We start from the raw sequence: 20,236 nt of genomic DNA on the forward strand, positions 1-20,236 counted from the left end.
AGGTATTTAGGCGTAACTTGCTATAGTGTCTGATCAATAATTAGGGTGCACAACAATTAGATCGGAGTCTATGTACATGTCAGACGTAAAAACTTACCCCATCCCCAATAATTTTGCCGATGCCCATATCACAAAAGCAAAATATGAGGCCATGTACGCTCGCTCGATAAACGAGCCGGACGCGTTTTATCGCGAACAGGCTGCACAGTTTTTAAGCTTTTCTAAGCCTTTCGACTCAGTATGCCAAGCGGATTTACACAAGGGTGAAGCCAAGTGGTTTGCCGGTGGGCAACTTAACGTGTCGGTGAATTGTATCGATCGGCATTTGCCTGCTCGTGCAAAACAAACGGCGTTTATTTGGGAGGGCGACGACCCACGTGTGGCTAAACACATTTCCTATGCAGAGTTACATGAACAGGTGTGCCGTTTAGCCAACGTCTTGCGCGCTCGCGGCGTTAAAAAAGGCGATCGCGTGTGTATTTATATGCCGATGATCCCAGAGGCGGCTTATGCCATGTTGGCGTGCGCGCGCGTTGGTGCCATTCACTCTGTGGTGTTTGGTGGTTTCTCACCTGATGCGTTGAAAGATCGGATTTTAGATTCCGACTGCAAAGTGCTGATCACCGCCGATGAAGGTTTGCGCGGCGGTAAAGCGGTGCCGTTAAAGGTCAACGCTGATAAAGCGTTAGCCGCATGCCCCAATACCCATACCTGCCTCGTGGTTAAGCGCACCGGCGGCAAGGTGGCTTGGGATGACAGCCGCGATGTGTGGTATCACGAGGCGGTGGCGAGCGCTGCGGCGCAATGCGAGCCTGAGCCCATGGATGCGGAGGACCCGCTGTTTATTTTGTATACCTCTGGTTCAACAGGTAAGCCAAAGGGCGTGCTGCACACCACCGCGGGCTACCTTCTGCACACGGCCATGAGTTTTAAATACACTTTCGATTACAAGGAGGGTGAAATTTATTGGTGTACCGCCGATGTGGGCTGGGTAACTGGGCATAGCTACATCGTTTACGGCCCCTTGTGCAACGGCGCTACCAGTTTGATGTTTGAAGGCGTGCCTACTTACCCCACGGCATCGCGCTGCTGGGAGGTTGTAGACAAACATAAGGTGAATATTTTCTACACCGCGCCAACGGCGATTCGGGCGCTAATGGGTGCCGGCAATGACTTTGTAACCAAAACCTCGCGCAAGAGCTTGCGCGTCTTAGGCACGGTTGGCGAGCCGATAAACCCGGAAGCGTGGGAGTGGTACTACCACGTGGTGGGCGAAGGTCGCTGCCCGATAGCGGATACCTGGTGGCAGACCGAAACCGGTGGCCATATGCTGACGCCACTGCCGGGTGCCATTGCCACCAAGCCTGGTTCGGCAACGTTGCCCTTCTTTGGCGTGCAACCGGTGTTGCTCGATGGCGATGGCAAGGAAATCAGCGGTGTGGGCGAGGGCAGCTTAGCCATTAAGGCGTCTTGGCCGAGCCAGATACGCTCTGTTTACGGCGATCACCAACGCATGATCGATACCTATTTCAGCACCTTCCCAGGCTATTACTTCACCGGTGACGGCGCTCGACGCGATGCCGATGGCTACTACTGGATTACGGGTCGAGTGGACGATGTGCTAAATGTCTCTGGCCACCGCATGGGTACTGCCGAGATTGAAAGCGCCCTGGTATTGCACGACAAGGTGGCGGAGGCTGCTGTGGTTGGTTGCCCACACGACATAAAGGGGCAGGGTATCTATTGCTATGTGACTTTGATGGCCGGCACCGAGCCGAGTGATACCTTGAAGAAGGAGTTGGTGGCTTTGTGCGTGAAAGAGATTGGCCCCATTGCCAAGCCCGATATTATTCAGTGGGCGCCGGGCTTGCCAAAAACCCGCTCGGGTAAAATTATGCGCCGTATCTTGCGCAAAATAGCCGCCAATGAAATTGATAGCTTAGGGGATACCTCAACCCTCGCCGACCCCTCAGTTGTTGATGAGCTGATCGAAAATCGGGCTAATCGTTAATATTTCATCTGGAATTAGCGCTTAGCCGTATTACTTTTCGCACCCTAGGGTAGCTTTTGCTGCCCGTTCTGAGGGCGGTCAAATTGACCGCCCTTTTTTTGCGCGTTACTCTTCGGTTTTCAAGTGTGCAACAGGTGTTAGACCCTGCGGAGAATTGATGTGAGTGGCGCAGGTGGCTTTGACTTTCCCCGTCCTTTTACCCAACCGTTGGTGGTTGAGGTCAGTCATATAGACGGCCTCAATCATGCCAATAACGCAGTTTATGTTCAGTGGTGTGAAGCCATCGCTTGGGCCCATTCAGAGGCCTTGGGTTTGTCCATTAGCGACTATCGACAGCTAGATAGAGCGATGGCAATCCACAAAGCGGAATACGACTACTTAAAGCCTGCGTTACTCGCCGAGCACTTAACCTTGGCCACTTGGTTAACCAGCTCGGACGGCAAGCTCAACATGACCCGCCAATTTCAGCTAATACGCGGGCAGGAAACACTGATGCGTGGGCAATGGCGCCTCGTGTGTATCGAGATGAGCAGTGGTCGCGCGCGCCGTATGCCCCCGGCCTTCCTGCAGGCCTATGAGCCGGCCTTGGTAGAGGTGACGCGTGAAGAAGGGTAGTTCGGAAGGGGATAGCTTTCAGGGCTTGATTAATGAGGTCATGCCCGATGTTCGGCCGATAAACGTGGAAGCTCGAGTCGACCTAATTAAGCCGAAACTGCCTGAAGATACCTTAAGGGCCAAGCGCGCAGAGGCCGCTAGGGCGGAGGTGGAGGAGTACAATCGGCTGAGTGGAGAGTTTATAGAGCCGGTAGACCCCCACGATATACTGGCATTCAAGCGCGCCGGCATTCAGAATGGCGTCTACCGAAATCTGCGCTTGGGTAAATACCCCATCGATGCACAGCTCGATCTCCACAACCTCACTGTGGAGCAGGCGCGGGAAGCGGTATTTGGCTTCATCGAGGAGTGTTGCAGCTACGATATCCGCACGGCCTTGATTACCCACGGCAAGGGCGAGGGGAGAAAACCGCAACCGGCGCTGTTAAAGAGTTGTATTGCGCACTGGTTGCCCCAATTAATAGAGGTTCAGGCCTTTCACTCGGCGCAAAAGCAGCACGGCGGCGTGGGTGCAACCTACTTGCTGATACGCAAGAGCGATAAACGAAAATTGGAAAATGCCGAGCAACACCACAAGCGGCGCTAACCGATCAGTTACGGAAGACTGAATAAACGAAGTAACCAGAGACAAGAATAATGACAGAAACAACAACTCAGCAGCCTCAGGCTGCTAGCGGCGAAAAGCCCAATATCACCCTGAACATCCCGGAAGTTGTGAATCTCGCCTGCAATGTGCTGCACGGTGGTTTCATTGCAAAGGGCGATGAGCACGGGAAAAAATTATTTAAACAATTGAAAGAGCAAGAAACTATGCCGGCGGGCACCATGACCGTGGCAGAAAAATTGTCTATTCAATTGTCGGTGGGCTTGGATCGTAAAGAGTTCCGCGGCCAGTTTGGCTTTCCAGTTTTCAAAGCAACCTTGCAAGCCATGCTGCAAAATATCGGGAAAGCTATTAACGCGCGCCAGGATTTGAATTTCTTAACCAGTGATACCGGCAACATCTTGATCCACAAACCCGGCGTTATCGAAAAAGACGGTGAATTCAACGTCTTGGTGTTGGTGCTAATACCCAAGCCAAATAATGAAATGAAATTGTGCTTAACGTATCTGGATCCAGATCAGTACGAGACTTTACGTAAAGCCAAAGAAGCTACTGAACCTTCCTCTAAATAAAAGAAAGCGAGATATTTTGTGACCAAGCAACTTCTAATTTATGGCAATGCCACCCCGGTTTCCAGTGAACGTCATCGCAATTGGGCTATTGATGCGACCGCAGATTTAGGCTTCGCAAAATCAGTAAATTCAGTACCCCTTATGGCGGCAGAGTTTTTCAATGCTGCTGAAACATTTCCCGTTGTGTTTACTAAAAATGGTGACACAGTCATTCCTTTGGCTGTTATGGGGGTGAAGCCTGAGACCAATCTCTTTATTAATGAAGAAGGTAAGTTCACTGGCAACTATGTGCCTGCTTTCTTTAGACGTTACCCTTTTGTATTCTCAAGCAATGATGATGGCGAAAATTTTCTCTTGTGCTTAGATGAAACTTACCCAGGCTGTAATACAGAAGGTAAAGGCGAGCGCCTGTTTGATGATGAAGGTAAGCAGACCGAATACTTAGGGAAAGTGCTTGAGTTTTTAAAAGAATACCAATTGAATTTTTCTCGCACACAAGCTTTTTGTGCTCGTTTGCTTGAATGGAACCTTTTAGAGCCGATGGAGGCTAAATTCACGCCGAAAAGCGGTGGTGAAGAAATTCGCTTGGGCGGTTTTTTAGCGGTAAATCGCGAGAAACTGAAAGCGTTAACGCCAGAGCAAATGGCTGAGCTTGTTAAGAATGATGGTATGGAACTGCTGTATACGCACTTGCAGTCGTTGCGTAAATTCCGCGAGCTAATTGCAAAAGTAGGAACGGAAGCTAAATAACATTAGCAGACATAAAAAAACCGCCTAACGGCGGTTTTTTTATGTCTATCAGCCAGCCTGTTTTAACGACGGCCGATGCCTTCATAAACAAACCCGAGTTGCTTAAGCTTTTCAGGATTATAAATATTACGACCATCAATGATCAGCGGTTGCTTTAGCTTTTGTTTCAATAGGTCAAAATCTGGCTGACGGTATTGCTTCCACTCGGTGACCAGCACCATGGCATCTGCGCCGTCTGCGGTATCGAAATGATTGGCGCAATAAACCAACAGGCCGTCTTCAATGTGCTTGGGTGCAAATTCACGCTTCGAGGTTTGCATGGCCTCTGGGTCGTGTACTTTCACGGTTGCACCGGCGGAGAGCAAGGCGTTAATCAGCGGAATCGAAGGTGCTTCGCGCATGTCGTCTGTGCCCGGTTTAAAGGCTAAGCCCCATACAGCAATCGTTTTGCCGTTGAGATCACCGATGTGACGTTGAACTTTGCTAAACAAAACCTGCTTTTGTGCCAAGTTTCTGTCTTCAACCGCATTGAGGACTTTTGCGTCAAAATTTACCGACTCAGCCATGCGCACTAAGGCCTGAACGTCCTTTGGAAAGCAAGAGCCACCGTAGCCACAGCCGGGGTAGATAAAAGAGTAGCCAATACGTGAATCCGAGCCTATGCCGTGGCGCACTTCTTCAACATCGACATTTAATTCTTCACACAGGTTGGCGATTTCATTCATAAAAGAAATCTTTGTCGCCAACATGGCATTCGCTGCATATTTGGTCATTTCTGCGTCGCGAATACCCATGTACATCACTTTGTCGTGATTGCGCGAGAAGTCCTGATAGAGGTCGCCCATGATTTGGCGCGCGCGATCGCTGTCGGCGCCAATAACGATGCGGTCTGGCTTCATAAAGTCGCTAACAGCAGCGCCTTCTTTCAAGAACTCGGGATTGCTAACCACATCGAAGGGGATATCGACACCGCGTTTATCTAACTCGGCTTGAATCGCCACGCGTACTTTGTCTGCGGTGCCAACCGGTACCGTGGATTTGTCGACAATTACGGCGTAGTTCTGAAGATTCTGACCAATTTCACGCGCTACCGCCAATACGTATTTAAGATCGGCTGAGCCGTCTTCTCCGGGAGGTGTGCCGACGGCAATGAAAAAAATGTTTGAACTGGCCATGGCTTCTGGTAGTGAAGTAGTGAATTGCAGTAGGTTGAGCTTAATACCACGCTCTACCACCGCAGCGAGATCGGGCTCGTAAATCGGAATTTGACCCTGCTTTAAACTGTCAATTTTGCGGGTATCCACATCCACGCAAGTGACCTTGTTGCCCATGTCTGCAAAACACGCGCCTGATACCAAGCCCACGTAGCCGGTTCCAACGATGGTAATATGCACGGTAGACCTCCTTGTAAGGTGTTGAATCTAAAAGAAAATTTGTTTTTAGCAGCCGGTTATTCCGCGCTAAAGCCATGCTGCAGAGCGCTTTGGTTTTGGCAGCATGGGCATGAAAAGGGCGGCAGTTTACCACGCTCTGCCGCCAGAGGGCGGATTTTGTCGCGCCAGTTTGCGGCTAATCTAGTTGGTGGGCTGGGTTAACAGAGTGGATATTATGAGGCGCGGGACTCGAAGCCTGTCACTTTATGCAGGCACATTGACTTGCGGTATTGGCTGGGTGTCATGCCTTCGGTTTTTTTAAAAATGCCATTAAATGTAGCCTTAGAGTTGAAGCCCGATTCGTACATGATGTCGAGTACGCTGGTGCTTTTATTGGCGTTCTCAGACAGTAAGCGCTTGGCTTCCTGCACGCGGTAGCCGTTGATAAATTCAAAAAAGCTGCAGCCGTAGTGGCCATTGATAACACCTGATAACGTGCGCGGCGAAACGCCGACACTGTGTGCCAAATCATCGAGCGAGAGTTCGGGGTTTGTGTAGACTTTGTTATTCAGCATAAGTGGCTCAAGTGTTTTAATGTGCGCAAAATTGAACCCTGATTTTGTTGCTCCCTTCTTAAAGTGGATAGGTTTAAAAAAAATCTGTTTCACCGCGTCGCGATGTAATTGCAATGCTAAATAAATAAAGCAGGTTAAGCATAGATAATTTTGAAGCAGACCAATATGGCCCACTGGGAATGATGACTTTGTAACCACCTGCGCGGTAAGTAACGCAGCATTAAACAGGCTGATGGACGTGTAGACCAAAAGACTATAAGCCAAGACATGCAGCCAGCTTAGTTGCCTTAGTTTCTGGTTGGATTCGGATAGATTCGCGTAACGTACCAGTAACGCGACAGAAACGATGGCTAGCGCCACCCGAAATATTTCTCTAGCTGTTTGCACAAAAAACAGCGTTACTGAAAGATCCATAATATTCATGGTTGATTGTATGTTCTCTTTTATTTCCAGAGGAAGAGAATGATAGGCAATCAGTTGATGTGATGTGTTTAGTATGAGTGGGAGTAGAAGCAACCAATCTAGGGTTTTGAATTGAAAATCTTTATCCAATTGGCTCCTGACGAGAAAATAGGCCATGGGTGCCTGTAGCCATGCTCCAAATTCAAACATATAAATGAGCGTTAAATGATGCTCGACTATCCATGGGTGAAAGCCCGCGCCGAAGTTGATCAGAATATCGAGGGGGATGGCGAAGCTGGCAAGGCAAAAGCCAAGAATAAATACTTTGTGCAGCTTCGAAGGCTGTGGCAGTTGAAGTAAAAGTATCGCGCAAATTACGCACAGCAACATGGTGCAAAGCAGCACGACATCGTGCGCATTAAATAAAACTGCATTCATTGAACACTACCTCTAGTACCAGCTCTTATTGGTGGCAAACGCTATGTGTCTGCTATGGCTTTTGAATCTGGTACGCCAGATCCTATAAAGGTCATTTAGACAATAAGATAATTGTGATGGCTTTACAAGCTGTGTGTTGGCCGTGGTTCGCACTTTTTTTAGGTGAAATTTTCATAAAAAAATAAATGCTATTCAGTTCACAAAATCGGTGGCGCACAAACAATCTTGTAAAAATGCGTGACATTTCGCCCGAATAATACTTCTGTTTCGACCCCTATCTGTACCTAATTGCGGAAAGTTGAACGTTTGAAATGACGCAATGCCGATGTCTAGACGACAGCTTTGTTACTCAGCGGTAGTTTGAATCGCATCAGTCGCGGAGGTTCGGACTGACAATCACGAAACTAATAAAAAAAGATTTACAGGTCAGGAGCAAAGTTATGAATAGAAAAATTTTAGGCCTTGCCATTTCCACCTTGCTAGCAGCGAGCGTTGATGCAGCGCAGGTATCGATGGCTACTAGCGGCGATTGGGGCAGTGCGTTTCAAGGCGATACAAAAATCCTCAATAATGAAACCGCGGGGGTAAATGGGTGGACCATAGAATTCGGTGCTAGCTTTCAAATAGATCAAATTTGGAACGCACGTATCATTTCCCATGTGGGTAATACCTATGTCATTGGCAACTTGGATTACAACGGTCAGATCAGTGCCGGTGAATCTGTTAGCTTTGGGTTTATTGGCTCCCCGGGTAATGCGATGCTACCTGTGGACATCGTGTTTAACGGCGGCGTAACGCCAACACCAACACCAACACCAACACCCACTCCAACACCAACACCAACACCCACTCCAACACCAACACCGACACCGACACCAACACCAACACCAACACCAACACCAACACCAACACCAACACCAACACCAACACCAACACCAACACCAACACCGACACCCACGCCGACGCCGCCAAGTAACGCCCTGCCCGGTGACGATTGGTTGAGCGTGTCAGGCAACACTATCGTCAACAAAGATGGCAAGGCAGTGTGGTTAACAGGCGCTAACTGGTTTGGCTATAACACCACCGAGCGAACTTTCCATGGCTTGTGGAGTGTCAACCTTGATGCAACGGTTAAGGCGATGGCGGATCGCGGGATCAACCTTGTGCGAGTGCCTTTTTCGACGGAAATCGTGAAGGAATGGATGGCGGGCACCTTTAAAACAGTCAACGTTAATACCCATGCCAACCCAGAACTGCTGGGCAAAAACAGCTTAGAAATTTTCGACGCCTTCTTGGCCTCATGTAAAAAGTACGGCGTCAAGGTGTTGATGGATGCCCACTCAGCAGAGGCTGATAACTCGGGACATGTGCAACCTCTGTGGACCAAAGGCAATATTACCGAAGCTGATTTTATCAATACCTGGGTTTGGTTGGCCGAGCGCTATAAGAACGACGACACCATCATTGCGTTTGACCTGGAAAATGAGCCGCATGGCAAGGCCCACAGCGATGCAGTATTCGCCAAATGGGATAACTCCACTGACGCAAATAACTGGAAGCATGTGGCGGAAAAAACCTCGAAGGCTATTTTGGCGGCCAACCCAAATATGCTGATCATGGTTGAAGGTATTGAGGTATATCCCATCGATGGCGTGAGTTGGAATTCGAAAAATGAAAAGGCTTACCACTTCAATTGGTGGGGTGGCAACTTACGGGGCGTCGCTGACCATCCTGTTCTTGTGCCGGGTCATCAAAATAAAATTATGTATTCGCCGCACGATTATGGCCCGCTAGTTTTTGCGCAAGATTGGTTCTATGCGGGCTTCTCCAAGCAAACATTGATCAATGATGTGTGGCAAGACAACTGGCTCTACATTCACACCAGTGGTACCGCACCCTTATTGATGGGTGAGTGGGGTGGCTTCCTCGACGGTGGTGACAATGAAAAGTGGATGTTAGCGATTCAATCATTGATGAATGATTACAAAATTCATCACACTTTTTGGTGCTTGAATCCAAACTCTGGCGATACCGGTGGCCTACTGAACGGCGATTGGACCTCTTGGGATGAAGCCAAGTACAACGTTTTGAAACCCGTGCTTTGGAAGAATACTAGTGGCCAATTTATTGGGTTGGATCACGAGGTGCCGCTAGGTTCCAGCGGTATCACGGTGAAAACCCATTACCTCAACGGTGGCGCAGAACCTCTTGGTTTGTAACTAACCCTTTAGTAGCAGTGCCCGCTAATTATTAGCGGGCTTTATGAGAGATTCCTTTATGAAAAAGATATTTTTAAAAACAGCGCTTTTCAGTGCAGTCGCATTGGGTGCGGTAGACGCAATGGCGGTACCAAATTATGGTGAGGCACTGCAAAAGTCGATTTATTTTTACGAAGCACAGCAAGCTGGGAAATTACCGGCGTGGAATCGTGTTGAGTGGCGTGGTGATTCGGTGTTAGCCGACGGTGCAGATGTTGGTAAAGATCTTTCCGGTGGTTGGTTCGATGCCGGTGATCACGTTAAATTCGGCTTTCCAATGGCGGCGTCTGCCACCATGTTGGCGTGGGGTGTGGTGGAGTACCCAGCGGCCTATACACAAACAGGTCAGATGACGCACATTAAAAATAATTTGCGCTTTGTCGCGGATTATTTTCTGAGTGCACACACTGCACCGAATGAATTGTATGGCCAAGTGGGCTCGGGCAGTGCGGATCACGCGTGGTGGGGTTCGCCAGAGGTTTTACATTTGACCAGCCGCGCGGCCAGCACTCGGCCGTCGTACAAAGTCGATGCGACTTGTCCCGGCTCTGACTTGGCCGGCGAAACGGCGGCCGCTTTGTCTGCCATTGCGATGGTATTTAAAACCGATGACCCGGCGTATTCTGCGAACTTAATCAGTCATGCCAAGCAGCTATATAGCTTCGCCAATACCTACAGAGGAAAGTACAGTGCTTGTATTACCGATGCGTCAGGTTTTTACAACTCGTGGAGCGGTTACAACGATGAGTTGGTGTGGTCAGCCATCTGGCTGCATCGCGCCACCGGTGAACAAAGCTATTTAGATGCAGCCGTCGCCGCTTATGACACGTTAAATACCGAGCAACAATCTACGGTTAAATCCTACAAGTGGACCCACGCTTGGGATGATAAAGGCTACGGCTCCTATGTCTTGATGGCCCAATTAACTGGAGAGGCCAAGTACAAGGCCGATGCGGAGCGCTGGCTGGACTATTGGACTACCGGCTACCAAGGCGCCAAAGTGAAATATACACCCGGCGGTTTGGCGCAGTTGGATACTTGGGGGGCGACGCGCTACGCCTCTAACACATCGTTTATCGCGCTGGTTTATTCCGACTATTTAAAATCCGTGAACCCGAGCGATGCGCGTGTTGGTACCTATTACAACTTCGCTGTTAGCCAATTGGAATACATTTTGGGCGATAACCCCATGGGTATTTCCTATCAAATTGGCACCTCGGCGAATGGTCCAAAAAATCCTCATCACCGTGGCGCGCACGGTACCTGGGCCGATAGTTTGACCGTGCCAACCGAGAGTCGCCATTTACTCGTGGGCGCGCTCGTTGGCGGCCCGGGCACAGGTGATAGTTATGTCGATGATCGTGGCGACTATATTGCCAATGAAGTGGCGACCGATTACAACTCTGGGTTCACTGGCGCTGTTGCGCGCTTGTATATGGATTTTGGTGGTTCACCCATTGCAGAGAATCAATTTCCTGCGCCAGAAGTTCGCGATCTGGAATATTTCATCGAAGCAAAAACCAATGCCACTGGTCCCCGTCACGTGGAAATATCGGCCAAGGTCTATAACCGGTCTGCATGGCCTGCTGCCAATACCGACAAGTTAAAATTCCGCTATTTTGTCGATTTAACCGCCGAGAAAGCTAAAGGTTATTCTGTATCAGACGTGAAAGTAACGGCTGCCTATAGTCAAGCGACCAGCGTTTCACAGCTAAAGCCTTGGGGTAATGCGGCGGACAATATTTATTACACCGAAATCGACTTTACCGGTGTTAATGTATTCCCCGGCGGGCAATCTGATCACAAGAAAGAAGTGCAATTCCGCCTGTCGCTGCCCACCACTGGCGACTCCGCGGATTGGGTGAACGCCGGCGATCCGTCTTGGGATAGTTACACCAACGCGGATATGCAGGCGCCAAAGATCGCGTTGTACAACAATACAACACTTATCTGGGGCTCTGAGCCAACACCACCGTGTGGCGTTGGCACCGGTATCAATTGTGCACCTAGCGCACAAAATGTGTCTGTGACCACCGAGCAAGGTGCCCCGGTTCAAGTGGCATTGTCGGCCACCGACAGCGACGGCAGCATTGCGTCTTATCAAGTGGCCAATCCAGCACATGGCAGCCTCGCGGGAACCGGTGCGGTGCGAACCTATACACCCGCAGCAGGTTTTTTTGGTGTAGACAGTTTTACCTATACCGCGACCGATAACAGTGGTGCTGTGTCAAATCAAGCGACAGTTTCCGTCACCGTAACTGAACCTGTGATGCCATCAGTTGCCATCTCTTCACCCAACAATAATGCGCAGGTATATACCGGTGCACTCGTGCCCGTGAGCTTCACGTTAGCTAACGCCGCCAGTGTAAAGGTGTTGGTGAATGGGGGTCAGGTTGCCACCGGAGTTACGGGCTCAATGGTGAATATTACTGCGCCAGCAACGACAGGCAATTTTCTCGTTGAGCTGGTTGCGCAAGATACGAGTGGTGCAGATTTAAGCGCGTCGGCAAGTGTCACGCTAAACGCTGTGACGCCGCCGGCGAATACTCCACCCGTGGCTTCATTTTCGGCAGTGAGCAGTGGTTTAACCGTCAATGTGGATGCGTCAGCATCGTCAGACGCAGACGGTGATACCTTGACTTATAGCTGGGATTTTGCCGGCGTAAGTAAGTCTGGTAAGACGGCGAGCCATACCTTTGCAGCGGCAGGAAGCTATGCAGTGCAGCTGACTGTATCCGATGGCATCGATAGTACAGTGACGAGTAAAAATGTTGCCGTTACTGCGCCTACGCCTGGTGTTAGTTGTGAATACATCGTTGCAGATCAATGGAATACAGGCTTTGTTGCCAACATTCGATTGACCAACACCACCAGTGCGCCGGTTTCAAATTGGTCGGTTACTTGGAGTTATCCTGCGGGTGTTACGCGCACCAGTGGTTGGAATGCCACGGTAGTGGGTAATAACCCCTACACCGCGACCTCTGCCGGTTGGAATAACACTATTCAACCGGGCCAGTATGTGGAGTTTGGTATGCAAGGCACTAAGCCTAATGGTCAGGCTGCGCCTGTGCCCACAGTCACTGGCGCTGTTTGCCAGTAAATGAATGGCCCAGCATATTGCTGGGCCTTTTTTATGGAGAAAACTATGTACAGTCAAATTAGAAAAGGCTTGCTGTCATCGGCCGTGATAATAACGTCGCTAGGTGTTTCTTCGATGGCGGTAGGCCATGGTCTGATGGTTGACCCACCGGCGCGCAACGCCAAGTGTGGCTTGCAAGAAAAACCCGATCAAGCCACTACCCCAGCCTGTGTCGATGCCTTTGCGAATGATGCCAATGGTGGCTATCAATTTATGAGCGTGTTAAGCCATGACGTTGGTCGCAAAGGAGTGACGCCATTGCCCGGTAATGTTTGCGGTTTTGATAGCGAAGTGTGGAATGGTGGTGCAACGCCGTGGGACACAGCGACTAACTGGCCCACCACACCCGTCGTGGCAGGTGAAAAAGTGTTTACCTGGAATATTTCTTGGGGGCCTCACTTTGATGATACCGAGGAGTTTCGCTATTGGATCACAAAGCCGGGGTTCGTTTTTGACCCGAATAAAAAATTAACCTGGGATGATTTTGAGACAGAGGCATTTTGTGCGTTGAATTACGACGACAAAAATCCTAACGCTAATCCCTTGGTTGTAGCCGATAAAGCTAACACGAGTTTTCATACCACTTGTCAATTGCCGGCGCGATCAGGACATCATGTGGTTTACGGCGAGTGGGGCAGAAATTACTTTACCTACGAGCGTTTCCATGGATGTATGGACTTGTCTTACTCCGCGGGACCAACGCCACCTAGCGCACAGAATCAATCTGTGACATTAGAGAAAAATGGCAGCGCAGCAATTACTTTAGTGGCCACCGATGCCGATGGGCAAGTAGTAGATTATACGCTAACGTCACAGCCTGCGCATGGTGTTGTTACAGGCACGGGTGCTAGCCGCGTGTACACACCAGATGTTAATTACAGCGGCGTAGATTCTTTTGCGTTTGTTGCAATTGATAACGATAACTTAAATTCTGCGCCCGCAGTGGTTTCTATTACCGTAAAAGCGGAAAACTCCGCGCCGGTGGCGAGCTTCATGTCATCGAGTAATGGTTTGGAGGCTACGCTACATGCCCATGACTCATCCGACCCAGATGGTGATACGCTGAGCTATGCGTGGAGCTTTGGCGATGGCAATGTTGGCCAAGGTGTTCATGTGGTACATGCTTATGCAGTGCCGGGTACTTATGATGTTAGCTTGACGGTTTCTGATGGAAGTTTGAATTCTACCCTTCAAAAACCTGTCACCGTGAGTGCATTGCCCAGTAGCGATATCAGCTGTGAATACGTTGTGGAAAATGAGTGGAGCACAGGAGCGGTGGCCACCATTCGAATCAATAACCGAGGCGCAAGCGCTGTGAACGACTGGACTGTCGGTTGGCAGTATAGTAACGGTAACCGAGTGGCTAGCTCGTGGAATGCTACCTTGACCGGCGCTAATCCTTACCAAGCGACGGCATTGAGTTGGAATAAAAATATTCCGTCTGGCCAAACCGCTAGCTTTGGTGTGCAAATAACCAAGGCAGCTGGCGAAACTGCCGTGCAGCCGGACTTTGTCGGCGGTGTTTGCGCACCGAATTAATGGTTATAGAAATTCTCTTCTCTAGTTGGCGAGCCTAGTGCTCGCCTTTTTTATGTGGAGATAAGAGGTGAGTGCCACGCTGGGTAAAATCGAGGCTTTACAATAATTTACACTACTAGACAAAAGCTAATTTATGTTGACTGATTGAATCACAATCTACTGTTAGATTGCCGCTTCTGAAATTTTTTTTGAGGTGGTAGTGACGATGTTCGAAATAATTCAAGCGCGGAAATGGTTGGCGCGAATCTCCCTACTTGTCCTAATGCCATTAATGTTAGTGGCTTGTCTTGATGACGACGATGACGACGATAGTAGTGTCGATGATCGCGGTTATTTACAGTTTTATAATGCCTCGCCCAATTCCTCTACGACACAACTTCGGTTAGACGATGCATTAGTTGGTTCTGCGCCTTATGGTGATGCAACGGCATTAGCGGCGATAGAGCTGGAAGATTACACCTTGACGCTCGAACGTGCCGATACGGGTGATGCAACCAACAATGTGGTTGTGGTGGAGCGAGATATTAGCATTAGCAAAAATGATTATACGCTGTGGGCTATGTTTGGCGATTTCACCGCGCCTGAATTAGTTGCCTATGACTATGAACCCGCCGATGAGTTTGACGACGAACAGTTTGAGCTATTAGCTTACAATTTCACTTCAGGTTCAAGCCAGCTAGAAATCTACTATGCGCCTGAGGATGGAAATTTTGAGGAAGCCAGTTATCTAGCGACCTTAGGCGCGAGAGAGCAATCCGCAAGCTTTGATCTCGAAGAGGGTGACTATACGTTTTACGTGATTGAGGTGGATAGTGGTGAACTTATTTTGGCAACGGCCGAGGTACCTTTCGTTGAAGCGAAAACTTATTTTATTGTATTGCGCGATGATAACGAGAGCACGGACGGAACCATTTCCTTAGATCAGGTTACTACCTCGACGTTTGTTTACAACTATACGAATGAAGATAATGTTGCCCAATTGCGTGTGTACAACAGTATTGACGAGTTGGGCTCCGTAGATGTGCTGTTGACAGGCCGTTCAGAGAACCCCAGCTTTGCTGCGCTTGACGCCGATCGTTTGTCTGAATTTCAAACTATGCCTTATGGTGACTACACCCTCGCTTTAACCGAAGTGGATAATCCTGCCGGCAAGCACCTAGAAAATAAGTTGGTTTCGCTCGCCTCAGGTGCCTCCAAAAACGTGGTGTTTTATAAGAGCACGAGCGATGTGGTCAGTGCTTTGGTCTTTACCCAAGATGTCAGAGAAAGGGTTTATGAGCACGATATTAACTTAGTAAGCTTTGCTAATAAGTTAGACGCCGATGGTGATCGCTATTTGCTTAAAGCCTATTTTGTGAACGAGGATGAAGGTGAAACCTTAGAGTCCGCTGCCCAGGTGTTAACGGGTGTTGATTTTGCAAAAGTACGCAATTTCACCTTGGTATCTGGTGACTACGCTGTCTATATCACCTACACCGATGACGATGGAGTGGAGCAAGCGCTGGTTGATGACATCTACCTCGAGTTAGAGGCGAATTCTAATTACATGTTGATAGTAGAGCCAGATAGTTCGGCCTACGGCGGTTATCGCATCAGCGTTGCCCGGTAGCTGAGGGCAGGTTATATCGAGGCCGCCCCCTGGCGGCTTTTAGTATCGATGTCTTGTTATAAGCGGCGGCGAAAGGTGATCAAAAAACGACCTAAATGGTCGTGATCTCCTTCCTAGATCACAGGCGCTTAGTAAATCCTAATAAAACTTGCTGTTTCTGAACCAAAAGGGTGTTCAGCAGTCCCAAGAGTTGGAATAATCCCCCGTTATTTAATTCTGGGTCAAAATCAGCATATGAAAACTCTTCATTCTTCTGGCCGCGGGCGTCAGTTCAGCGCCGTGTTGTTCGCTTGCTTGGCCGCATTGGTGCTCGCTGCTTGCTCGGATAGCGACAGTAATCGGCGAAAACCGGCCGCGGCTGGCTATCTGCAGTTTTACAACGCCTCGCCAAATTCGTCGACCACTGACTTTGTTATTCCTGTCGTTCCCACGACTGGCGCGCCATTTGATATCGTGTCCAAGGTTGAGTTCGGCGACGCCTCGGCCATCTCTGCCGTTTCTCCGGCTGATTATGCATTGTCTTTTGAGCGTGCCGACCCAGCTAACCCCGGCGAAAAAATTACGCTGTTTGAGCGCGATGTAACCATAGTTAAGGATGAATACAGTTTTTGGTTAATGACCGGTGACTATTCTGCGCCCGAACTAACGGAGTATCGCTATGTCCCGCCTAAGTCTTATGACAGCGGTGAGTTGGGTCTTACGGTGTTTAATGTCACGGCGGCGCGCGGTCAAATTGAATTGTATTACGTCGCTGAAGGCGGCAGTTTTGACGAGGCACAATTTTTAGTGACTCTTGGCGAGGGTGGCCAGTCGGAACCAACCACGCTTAAAGAAGGCAACTACATATTTTTCGCCGTGGATGTGGATTCTGGCAACCGGATTTTAACGACTGATGTCGTGCCTTTCGTGAAAGCAAAAACCTATTTTCTCATGTTGCGGGAAGTTGGTTTTGGCGATGGCAGTAGCATCGTACTGGATCAGGTTTCAAGCTCAAGTTTTGTCTATAGCTACTCAGATCAACTGAATCCAATAGCAACCAAACTACGCGCCTACAACAGTATTTCGGATTTAAACAGTGTTGATGTAACCCTCACTAACGCTTCTGAAACCAGCACTATTGCTGGCCTGGCGCCAAGCGCACTCAGCGATGTTATGGACCTTCAGGGCGGCGAGTACGAGGTGGTGGTAACGGCTGCGGGGAATTCGGATAGCGTACACTACACGCGCGACGATGTAGATGTGGCGGTTGGATCTAGCTCGGTATTGTTCTTCTTGGATAACGTACTGGAAACGGACGAAACGAAAGCGTTACTGGCTTTTTTGCTGCCACAATCCCAACGCCCGCGCCTGCACGAGGCCGATGTTAACTACGTTCATTTGGCGCTTAAGGAGCTTGAAGGCGAGACAGAGGACGATGCGCCAGTCGTGCAATATTTGCTGACTTTACATTTTGTTAATGAAGCCGCAGGCGAGGTTTTTGAAGCATTGGACGAGGGCGGCAATCTCGTTATTGCGCCCACAGCGCAGTATAAATTGAATAGGTTGGCCTTTGCCAGCCAGCGTAATTTCACGCTGCCAGTGGCGGACTATGTTCTGTACCTCACCTATTCAACCTCGGTTCAGACCACTAATAGCGACGGCACTATTACTACGGTAACGACCTTGCATCAATTTGGCGATTCGCTGCCATTTAATGTGCAAGCGGGCGAGAATTATTTGCTCACCTTTGAAGCAGATGTTGCGGCAACGGATGGTTACCGTTTGAAAATTAGCCAGTAGTTTTTCGACCCTTAAAAAAGGCCGCGTTTAGCGGCCTTTTTTTAAGGGTATTGAAATGAATAGCTCAGGTCTCTATATCGGTGAACCGGGCGGCATCTTGCCAGCGTTGTCGGCATCCACGGTTAATTTACCTATTTTCTGGCGCGCCAAGGCGTTTAACCATTGCCCATGACTCGTTTCTTTCGCCGCTTTTTCGTCTGAATCTTTGACGATTTGATTTAAGGTTTTCAGTGCAGCGGCCTTAACTTCCGGCGCTGCTTTCGTCGCTAGTAGCGCGCCAACTTTATTGACGAACGCGGTTTGTGTGCGTTGTTGCAGCATCAGCCCTGTGCTGGGTTTTTGGGCGATTTTTTGCCAAATGTGTTGTAGCAGGGTTTCTGCATTGGGCAGTGTTGGTGAATCCTTATGTTGCCAGTTGAGGCGCGCGAGCCGTTCTGGCGCGATGAGAATATCGAGGCTGTGATTGACGCTGGCTTCCGCTAATGTGAGTGAGTCAAAGCTCGCGCCGGTATAGCCTTGGCTGCTTTCGCGGGTTTTGCTATAGCCATAAGCTTTGGGTGGAATCAGCGCTTCAATCGCCTTAGGTAGCTGTAAAAACGCAGGGTCTAGGGTGCTTAGCAGCGCATCTATGGCCTTTAATTGTTGTGCGACGGTGACGGGTTTAAGCATCAATCCGCCGGCGTCGCCTTTAACACCATAGTTATAATCTAGCCCGCCTATCCACTTACCAGCGGCTTCAGCTTGGTAGCGATGAAAATAGTAAACTGGGACTAGTATTTCTTCGAGGTCAGAATACACACGGCTAGGCGCCAGGGCATTTTGATTGAAGTTTTCCAGTGCGACCTTGCGCAGGGCGATCACTCGATTAAGTTCCGCAACCGCATCGGCGCCATTATCCCAAAGGCTTGAGTTGGCATGGGCATCATTTGCGCTGCGGCTATCTGGGTCTGATATAAAACGAAAGCCTTGCGCGTGCGATTGATCAATAAAGTCCAGCCGCGCTTGTTGGTCGGTGAAATCACCATAGCCGTATTGAATAACGCGTTTGTCCCAGTCGCCAATATTTTCCGCGTAGGCGTTGCTTAAGGTGATTGTATTGTCGTCGGTTAACTCGAACAGTGGGTGCGGGTAATCCATCACCGAGGCTCGATCCTTATTGCTGGCGACGAAGTTGTGGGCAATGCCTAAGGTGTGGCCAATTTCATGGGCAGATAATTGGCGAATACGTGCCAGTGCCATGGCTGATTGTGCTTGGGTGTCTGCGCCCTCTGTCTTGAAGGGCGCGGTCATGCCTTGGGCAATTAAGTAATCTTGGCGTACCCGCAGTGAGCCTAGGGTTACGTGGCCTTTGATAATTTCGCCGGTGCGAGGATCGGTTAAACCATAGCCGTAAGACCAGCCACGTGTGGCCCTGTGCACCCATTGAATCACGTTGTAGCGGGCGTCTAAGGGGTCTGCATCCTCGGGTAATATTTTGATCTGGAAGGCGTCTTTAAAGCCAGCCGCTTCGAAGGCTTGATTCCACCAGCGACCGCCATCCAGTAGCGCTGTGCGCACAGGTTCGGGAGTGCCGGGGTCTAAGTAGTAAACAATGGGTTCGACCGCTTCGCTGAGTTGGGCCGACGGGTCTTTTTTGATCAATCGGTGCCGTGGAATGAAACGCTGGGTCATATCCTCTTCGATGGCGGCGGCATAGTCTTTGTATTCGAAAGACCAGAAGCCACTTTGTGGGTGAAACGGGCGCGGTGTGTAACCGGCATCTGGTAGGGCGACAAAACTGTGATGCATACGCAGGCTAATGGCATGGGCATCGGGGCTCACGTCTTGGACAAATTGACCCGGCTCTTCGCCAATAAAGCTGACGGTTGCCTCAAGTTCAGTATTGGTGGGGAAGGCTTTGGTGCGCGGCAAATAGATGGCTGAGCGCGAGCTATCCAAACGGAAATCACCTTGCTGGGTCTGCTTCAATCGACGCGCAACGCCGTGGCTATCGCGCAAGGCGAATTCTGTAGCGTCCACTAAAACATGGGAATCGTTGCTGGCAACCACCGGAAAGCCCCAAAGGACTGAGCTAGCAAAAGCTTCTTGTACCGACCGCTGTTCCAAAGCATTTGTCGTGTTGGCTCGGTAATAGGTGTTTAGCTGCCGCAGTAGCACCTTGTCCCCCACGGTTTCAAACCTGACCAGCTTGGTGTTCAGATCCATGAGTTGGCCCCTATCTAGGCCTATGTCATTGGAGCCCAACCCCTGCGGCAAGCTGAAGTAATAGATGTATTCAGGTGAGGATTTAGCGACCTCCAAATACACTTTGCCAGTATCGGGTGCGTAGTAGATGGGTATGAGGCCTGCTTGTGCCTGCATTTTCTGGGTAAAACTGGCTATGTCTTGGCTGGGTGCTGGGGCTTGGCTGCAACCGAGCAGCAGGCCAAAAATGCCGAGCGCGAGGGCTATTAATCGTGTTTTCATTGAATCCTCCGTTTACATAAAGACCCTTGGGCGAGGGTTTCCCTCAATAGCGTGCAGCCAGGGTGTTTGCCTATCGGTTGATGCAAGTCAAGGCGGTGGCCTGCGG

At 49.7% G+C, this 20,236-nt stretch carries 13 protein-coding genes; 10 read left to right on the forward strand and 3 right to left on the reverse strand.

All coding sequences use genetic code 11. The features are described 5' to 3' along the window. Window positions 1–76: 76 nt before the first annotated feature. The 5 genes from acs (at window position 77) to ACGHTT_RS01795 (ending at window position 4,552) form a co-directional block, all read left to right on the forward strand. The gene (gene acs / locus ACGHTT_RS01775) at window positions 77–2,011 is read left to right on the forward strand and encodes an acetate--CoA ligase (protein ID WP_390593155.1); all 1,935 of its coding nucleotides are present in this window, start codon (window positions 77–79) and stop codon (window positions 2,009–2,011) included. A 159-nt stretch (window positions 2,012–2,170) separates the two neighbouring features. Next, complete coding sequence (locus tag ACGHTT_RS01780; RefSeq protein WP_390593156.1) at window positions 2,171–2,626, forward strand: acyl-CoA thioesterase; 456 nt, start codon at window positions 2,171–2,173, stop codon at window positions 2,624–2,626. After that, window positions 2,613–3,212, forward strand: a complete 600-nt coding sequence (smrA, locus tag ACGHTT_RS01785) for a DNA endonuclease SmrA (RefSeq protein WP_390593157.1) — start codon at window positions 2,613–2,615, stop codon at window positions 3,210–3,212. The genes ACGHTT_RS01780 and smrA overlap by 14 nt, the downstream gene beginning before the upstream one ends. A gap of 50 nt (window positions 3,213–3,262) precedes the next feature. Then, window positions 3,263–3,802, forward strand: a complete 540-nt coding sequence (locus ACGHTT_RS01790; protein ID WP_390593158.1) for a hypothetical protein — start codon at window positions 3,263–3,265, stop codon at window positions 3,800–3,802. Between the two features lie 18 nt (window positions 3,803–3,820). Continuing rightward, the gene (locus ACGHTT_RS01795; protein ID WP_390593160.1) at window positions 3,821–4,552 is read left to right on the forward strand and encodes a SapC family protein; all 732 of its coding nucleotides are present in this window, start codon (window positions 3,821–3,823) and stop codon (window positions 4,550–4,552) included. A gap of 62 nt (window positions 4,553–4,614) precedes the next feature. Here the strand turns inward: ACGHTT_RS01795 and ACGHTT_RS01800 are convergent, their stop codons facing one another. Both ACGHTT_RS01800 and ACGHTT_RS01805 read right to left on the reverse strand, forming a co-directional pair. After that, entirely contained in the window at window positions 4,615–5,946 is a 1,332-nt protein-coding gene (locus tag ACGHTT_RS01800; RefSeq protein WP_390593161.1) for a UDP-glucose dehydrogenase family protein, read from the reverse strand. A gap of 212 nt (window positions 5,947–6,158) precedes the next feature. Further along, window positions 6,159–7,340 carry a helix-turn-helix domain-containing protein gene (locus ACGHTT_RS01805; RefSeq protein WP_390593163.1) on the reverse strand — a complete coding sequence of 394 codons (1,182 nt, stop codon included), beginning with the start codon at window positions 7,338–7,340 and terminating at the stop codon, window positions 6,159–6,161. A gap of 440 nt (window positions 7,341–7,780) precedes the next feature. Between ACGHTT_RS01805 and ACGHTT_RS01810 the strand changes: the two genes are divergently transcribed. The 5 genes from ACGHTT_RS01810 (at window position 7,781) to ACGHTT_RS01830 (ending at window position 17,664) form a co-directional block, all read left to right on the forward strand. Next, entirely contained in the window at window positions 7,781–9,559 is a 1,779-nt protein-coding gene (locus ACGHTT_RS01810) for a cellulase family glycosylhydrolase (protein WP_390593164.1), read from the forward strand. A 58-nt stretch (window positions 9,560–9,617) separates the two neighbouring features. Beyond that, window positions 9,618–12,698: a glycoside hydrolase family 9 protein gene (locus ACGHTT_RS01815; protein WP_390593165.1), complete on the forward strand. Its 3,081-nt coding sequence runs from the start codon at window positions 9,618–9,620 to the stop codon at window positions 12,696–12,698. Window positions 12,699–12,743: 45 nt separating this feature from the next. Further along, entirely contained in the window at window positions 12,744–14,276 is a 1,533-nt protein-coding gene (locus ACGHTT_RS01820; protein WP_390593166.1) for a lytic polysaccharide monooxygenase, read from the forward strand. A 205-nt stretch (window positions 14,277–14,481) separates the two neighbouring features. Continuing rightward, a complete protein-coding gene (locus tag ACGHTT_RS01825) occupies window positions 14,482–15,885 on the forward strand; it encodes a hypothetical protein (protein WP_390593167.1) in 1,404 nt (467 codons plus the stop codon). Between the two features lie 234 nt (window positions 15,886–16,119). Continuing rightward, on the forward strand, window positions 16,120–17,664 hold the full coding sequence (locus ACGHTT_RS01830) for a DUF4397 domain-containing protein (RefSeq protein ID WP_390593168.1): 1,545 nt from the start codon (window positions 16,120–16,122) through the stop codon (window positions 17,662–17,664). A 72-nt stretch (window positions 17,665–17,736) separates the two neighbouring features. Here ACGHTT_RS01830 and ACGHTT_RS01835 read toward each other — a convergent pair whose 3' ends face one another. Further along, window positions 17,737–20,130 (reverse strand): zinc-dependent metalloprotease, encoded by a 2,394-nt coding sequence (locus tag ACGHTT_RS01835; RefSeq protein WP_390593169.1) that lies wholly within the window; start codon window positions 20,128–20,130, stop codon window positions 17,737–17,739. Between the last annotated feature and the right edge of the window lie 106 nt (window positions 20,131–20,236).

The sequence above is a fragment of the Simiduia litorea genome, assembly GCF_042853465.1.
In the GTDB taxonomy this organism is placed as follows: Bacteria; Pseudomonadota; Gammaproteobacteria; order Pseudomonadales; family Cellvibrionaceae; genus Simiduia; species Simiduia litorea.

Excerpts from the sequence above, each read along its gene's own strand:
- acs (WP_390593155.1), top strand. The coding sequence starts at position 77 with ATGTCAGACGTAAAAACTTACCCCATCCCCAATAATTTTGCCGATGCC.
- ACGHTT_RS01790 (WP_390593158.1), top strand. The coding sequence starts at position 3,263 with ATGACAGAAACAACAACTCAGCAGCCTCAGGCTGCTAGCGGCGAAAAG.
- ACGHTT_RS01805 (WP_390593163.1), bottom strand. The coding sequence starts at position 7,340 with ATGAATGCAGTTTTATTTAATGCGCACGATGTCGTGCTGCTTTGCACC.
- ACGHTT_RS01810 (WP_390593164.1), top strand. The coding sequence starts at position 7,781 with ATGAATAGAAAAATTTTAGGCCTTGCCATTTCCACCTTGCTAGCAGCG.
- ACGHTT_RS01815 (WP_390593165.1), top strand. The coding sequence starts at position 9,618 with ATGAAAAAGATATTTTTAAAAACAGCGCTTTTCAGTGCAGTCGCATTG.
- ACGHTT_RS01820 (WP_390593166.1), top strand. The coding sequence starts at position 12,744 with ATGTACAGTCAAATTAGAAAAGGCTTGCTGTCATCGGCCGTGATAATA.
- ACGHTT_RS01825 (WP_390593167.1), top strand. The coding sequence starts at position 14,482 with ATGTTCGAAATAATTCAAGCGCGGAAATGGTTGGCGCGAATCTCCCTA.
- ACGHTT_RS01830 (WP_390593168.1), top strand. The coding sequence starts at position 16,120 with ATGAAAACTCTTCATTCTTCTGGCCGCGGGCGTCAGTTCAGCGCCGTG.
- ACGHTT_RS01835 (WP_390593169.1), bottom strand. The coding sequence starts at position 20,130 with ATGAAAACACGATTAATAGCCCTCGCGCTCGGCATTTTTGGCCTGCTG.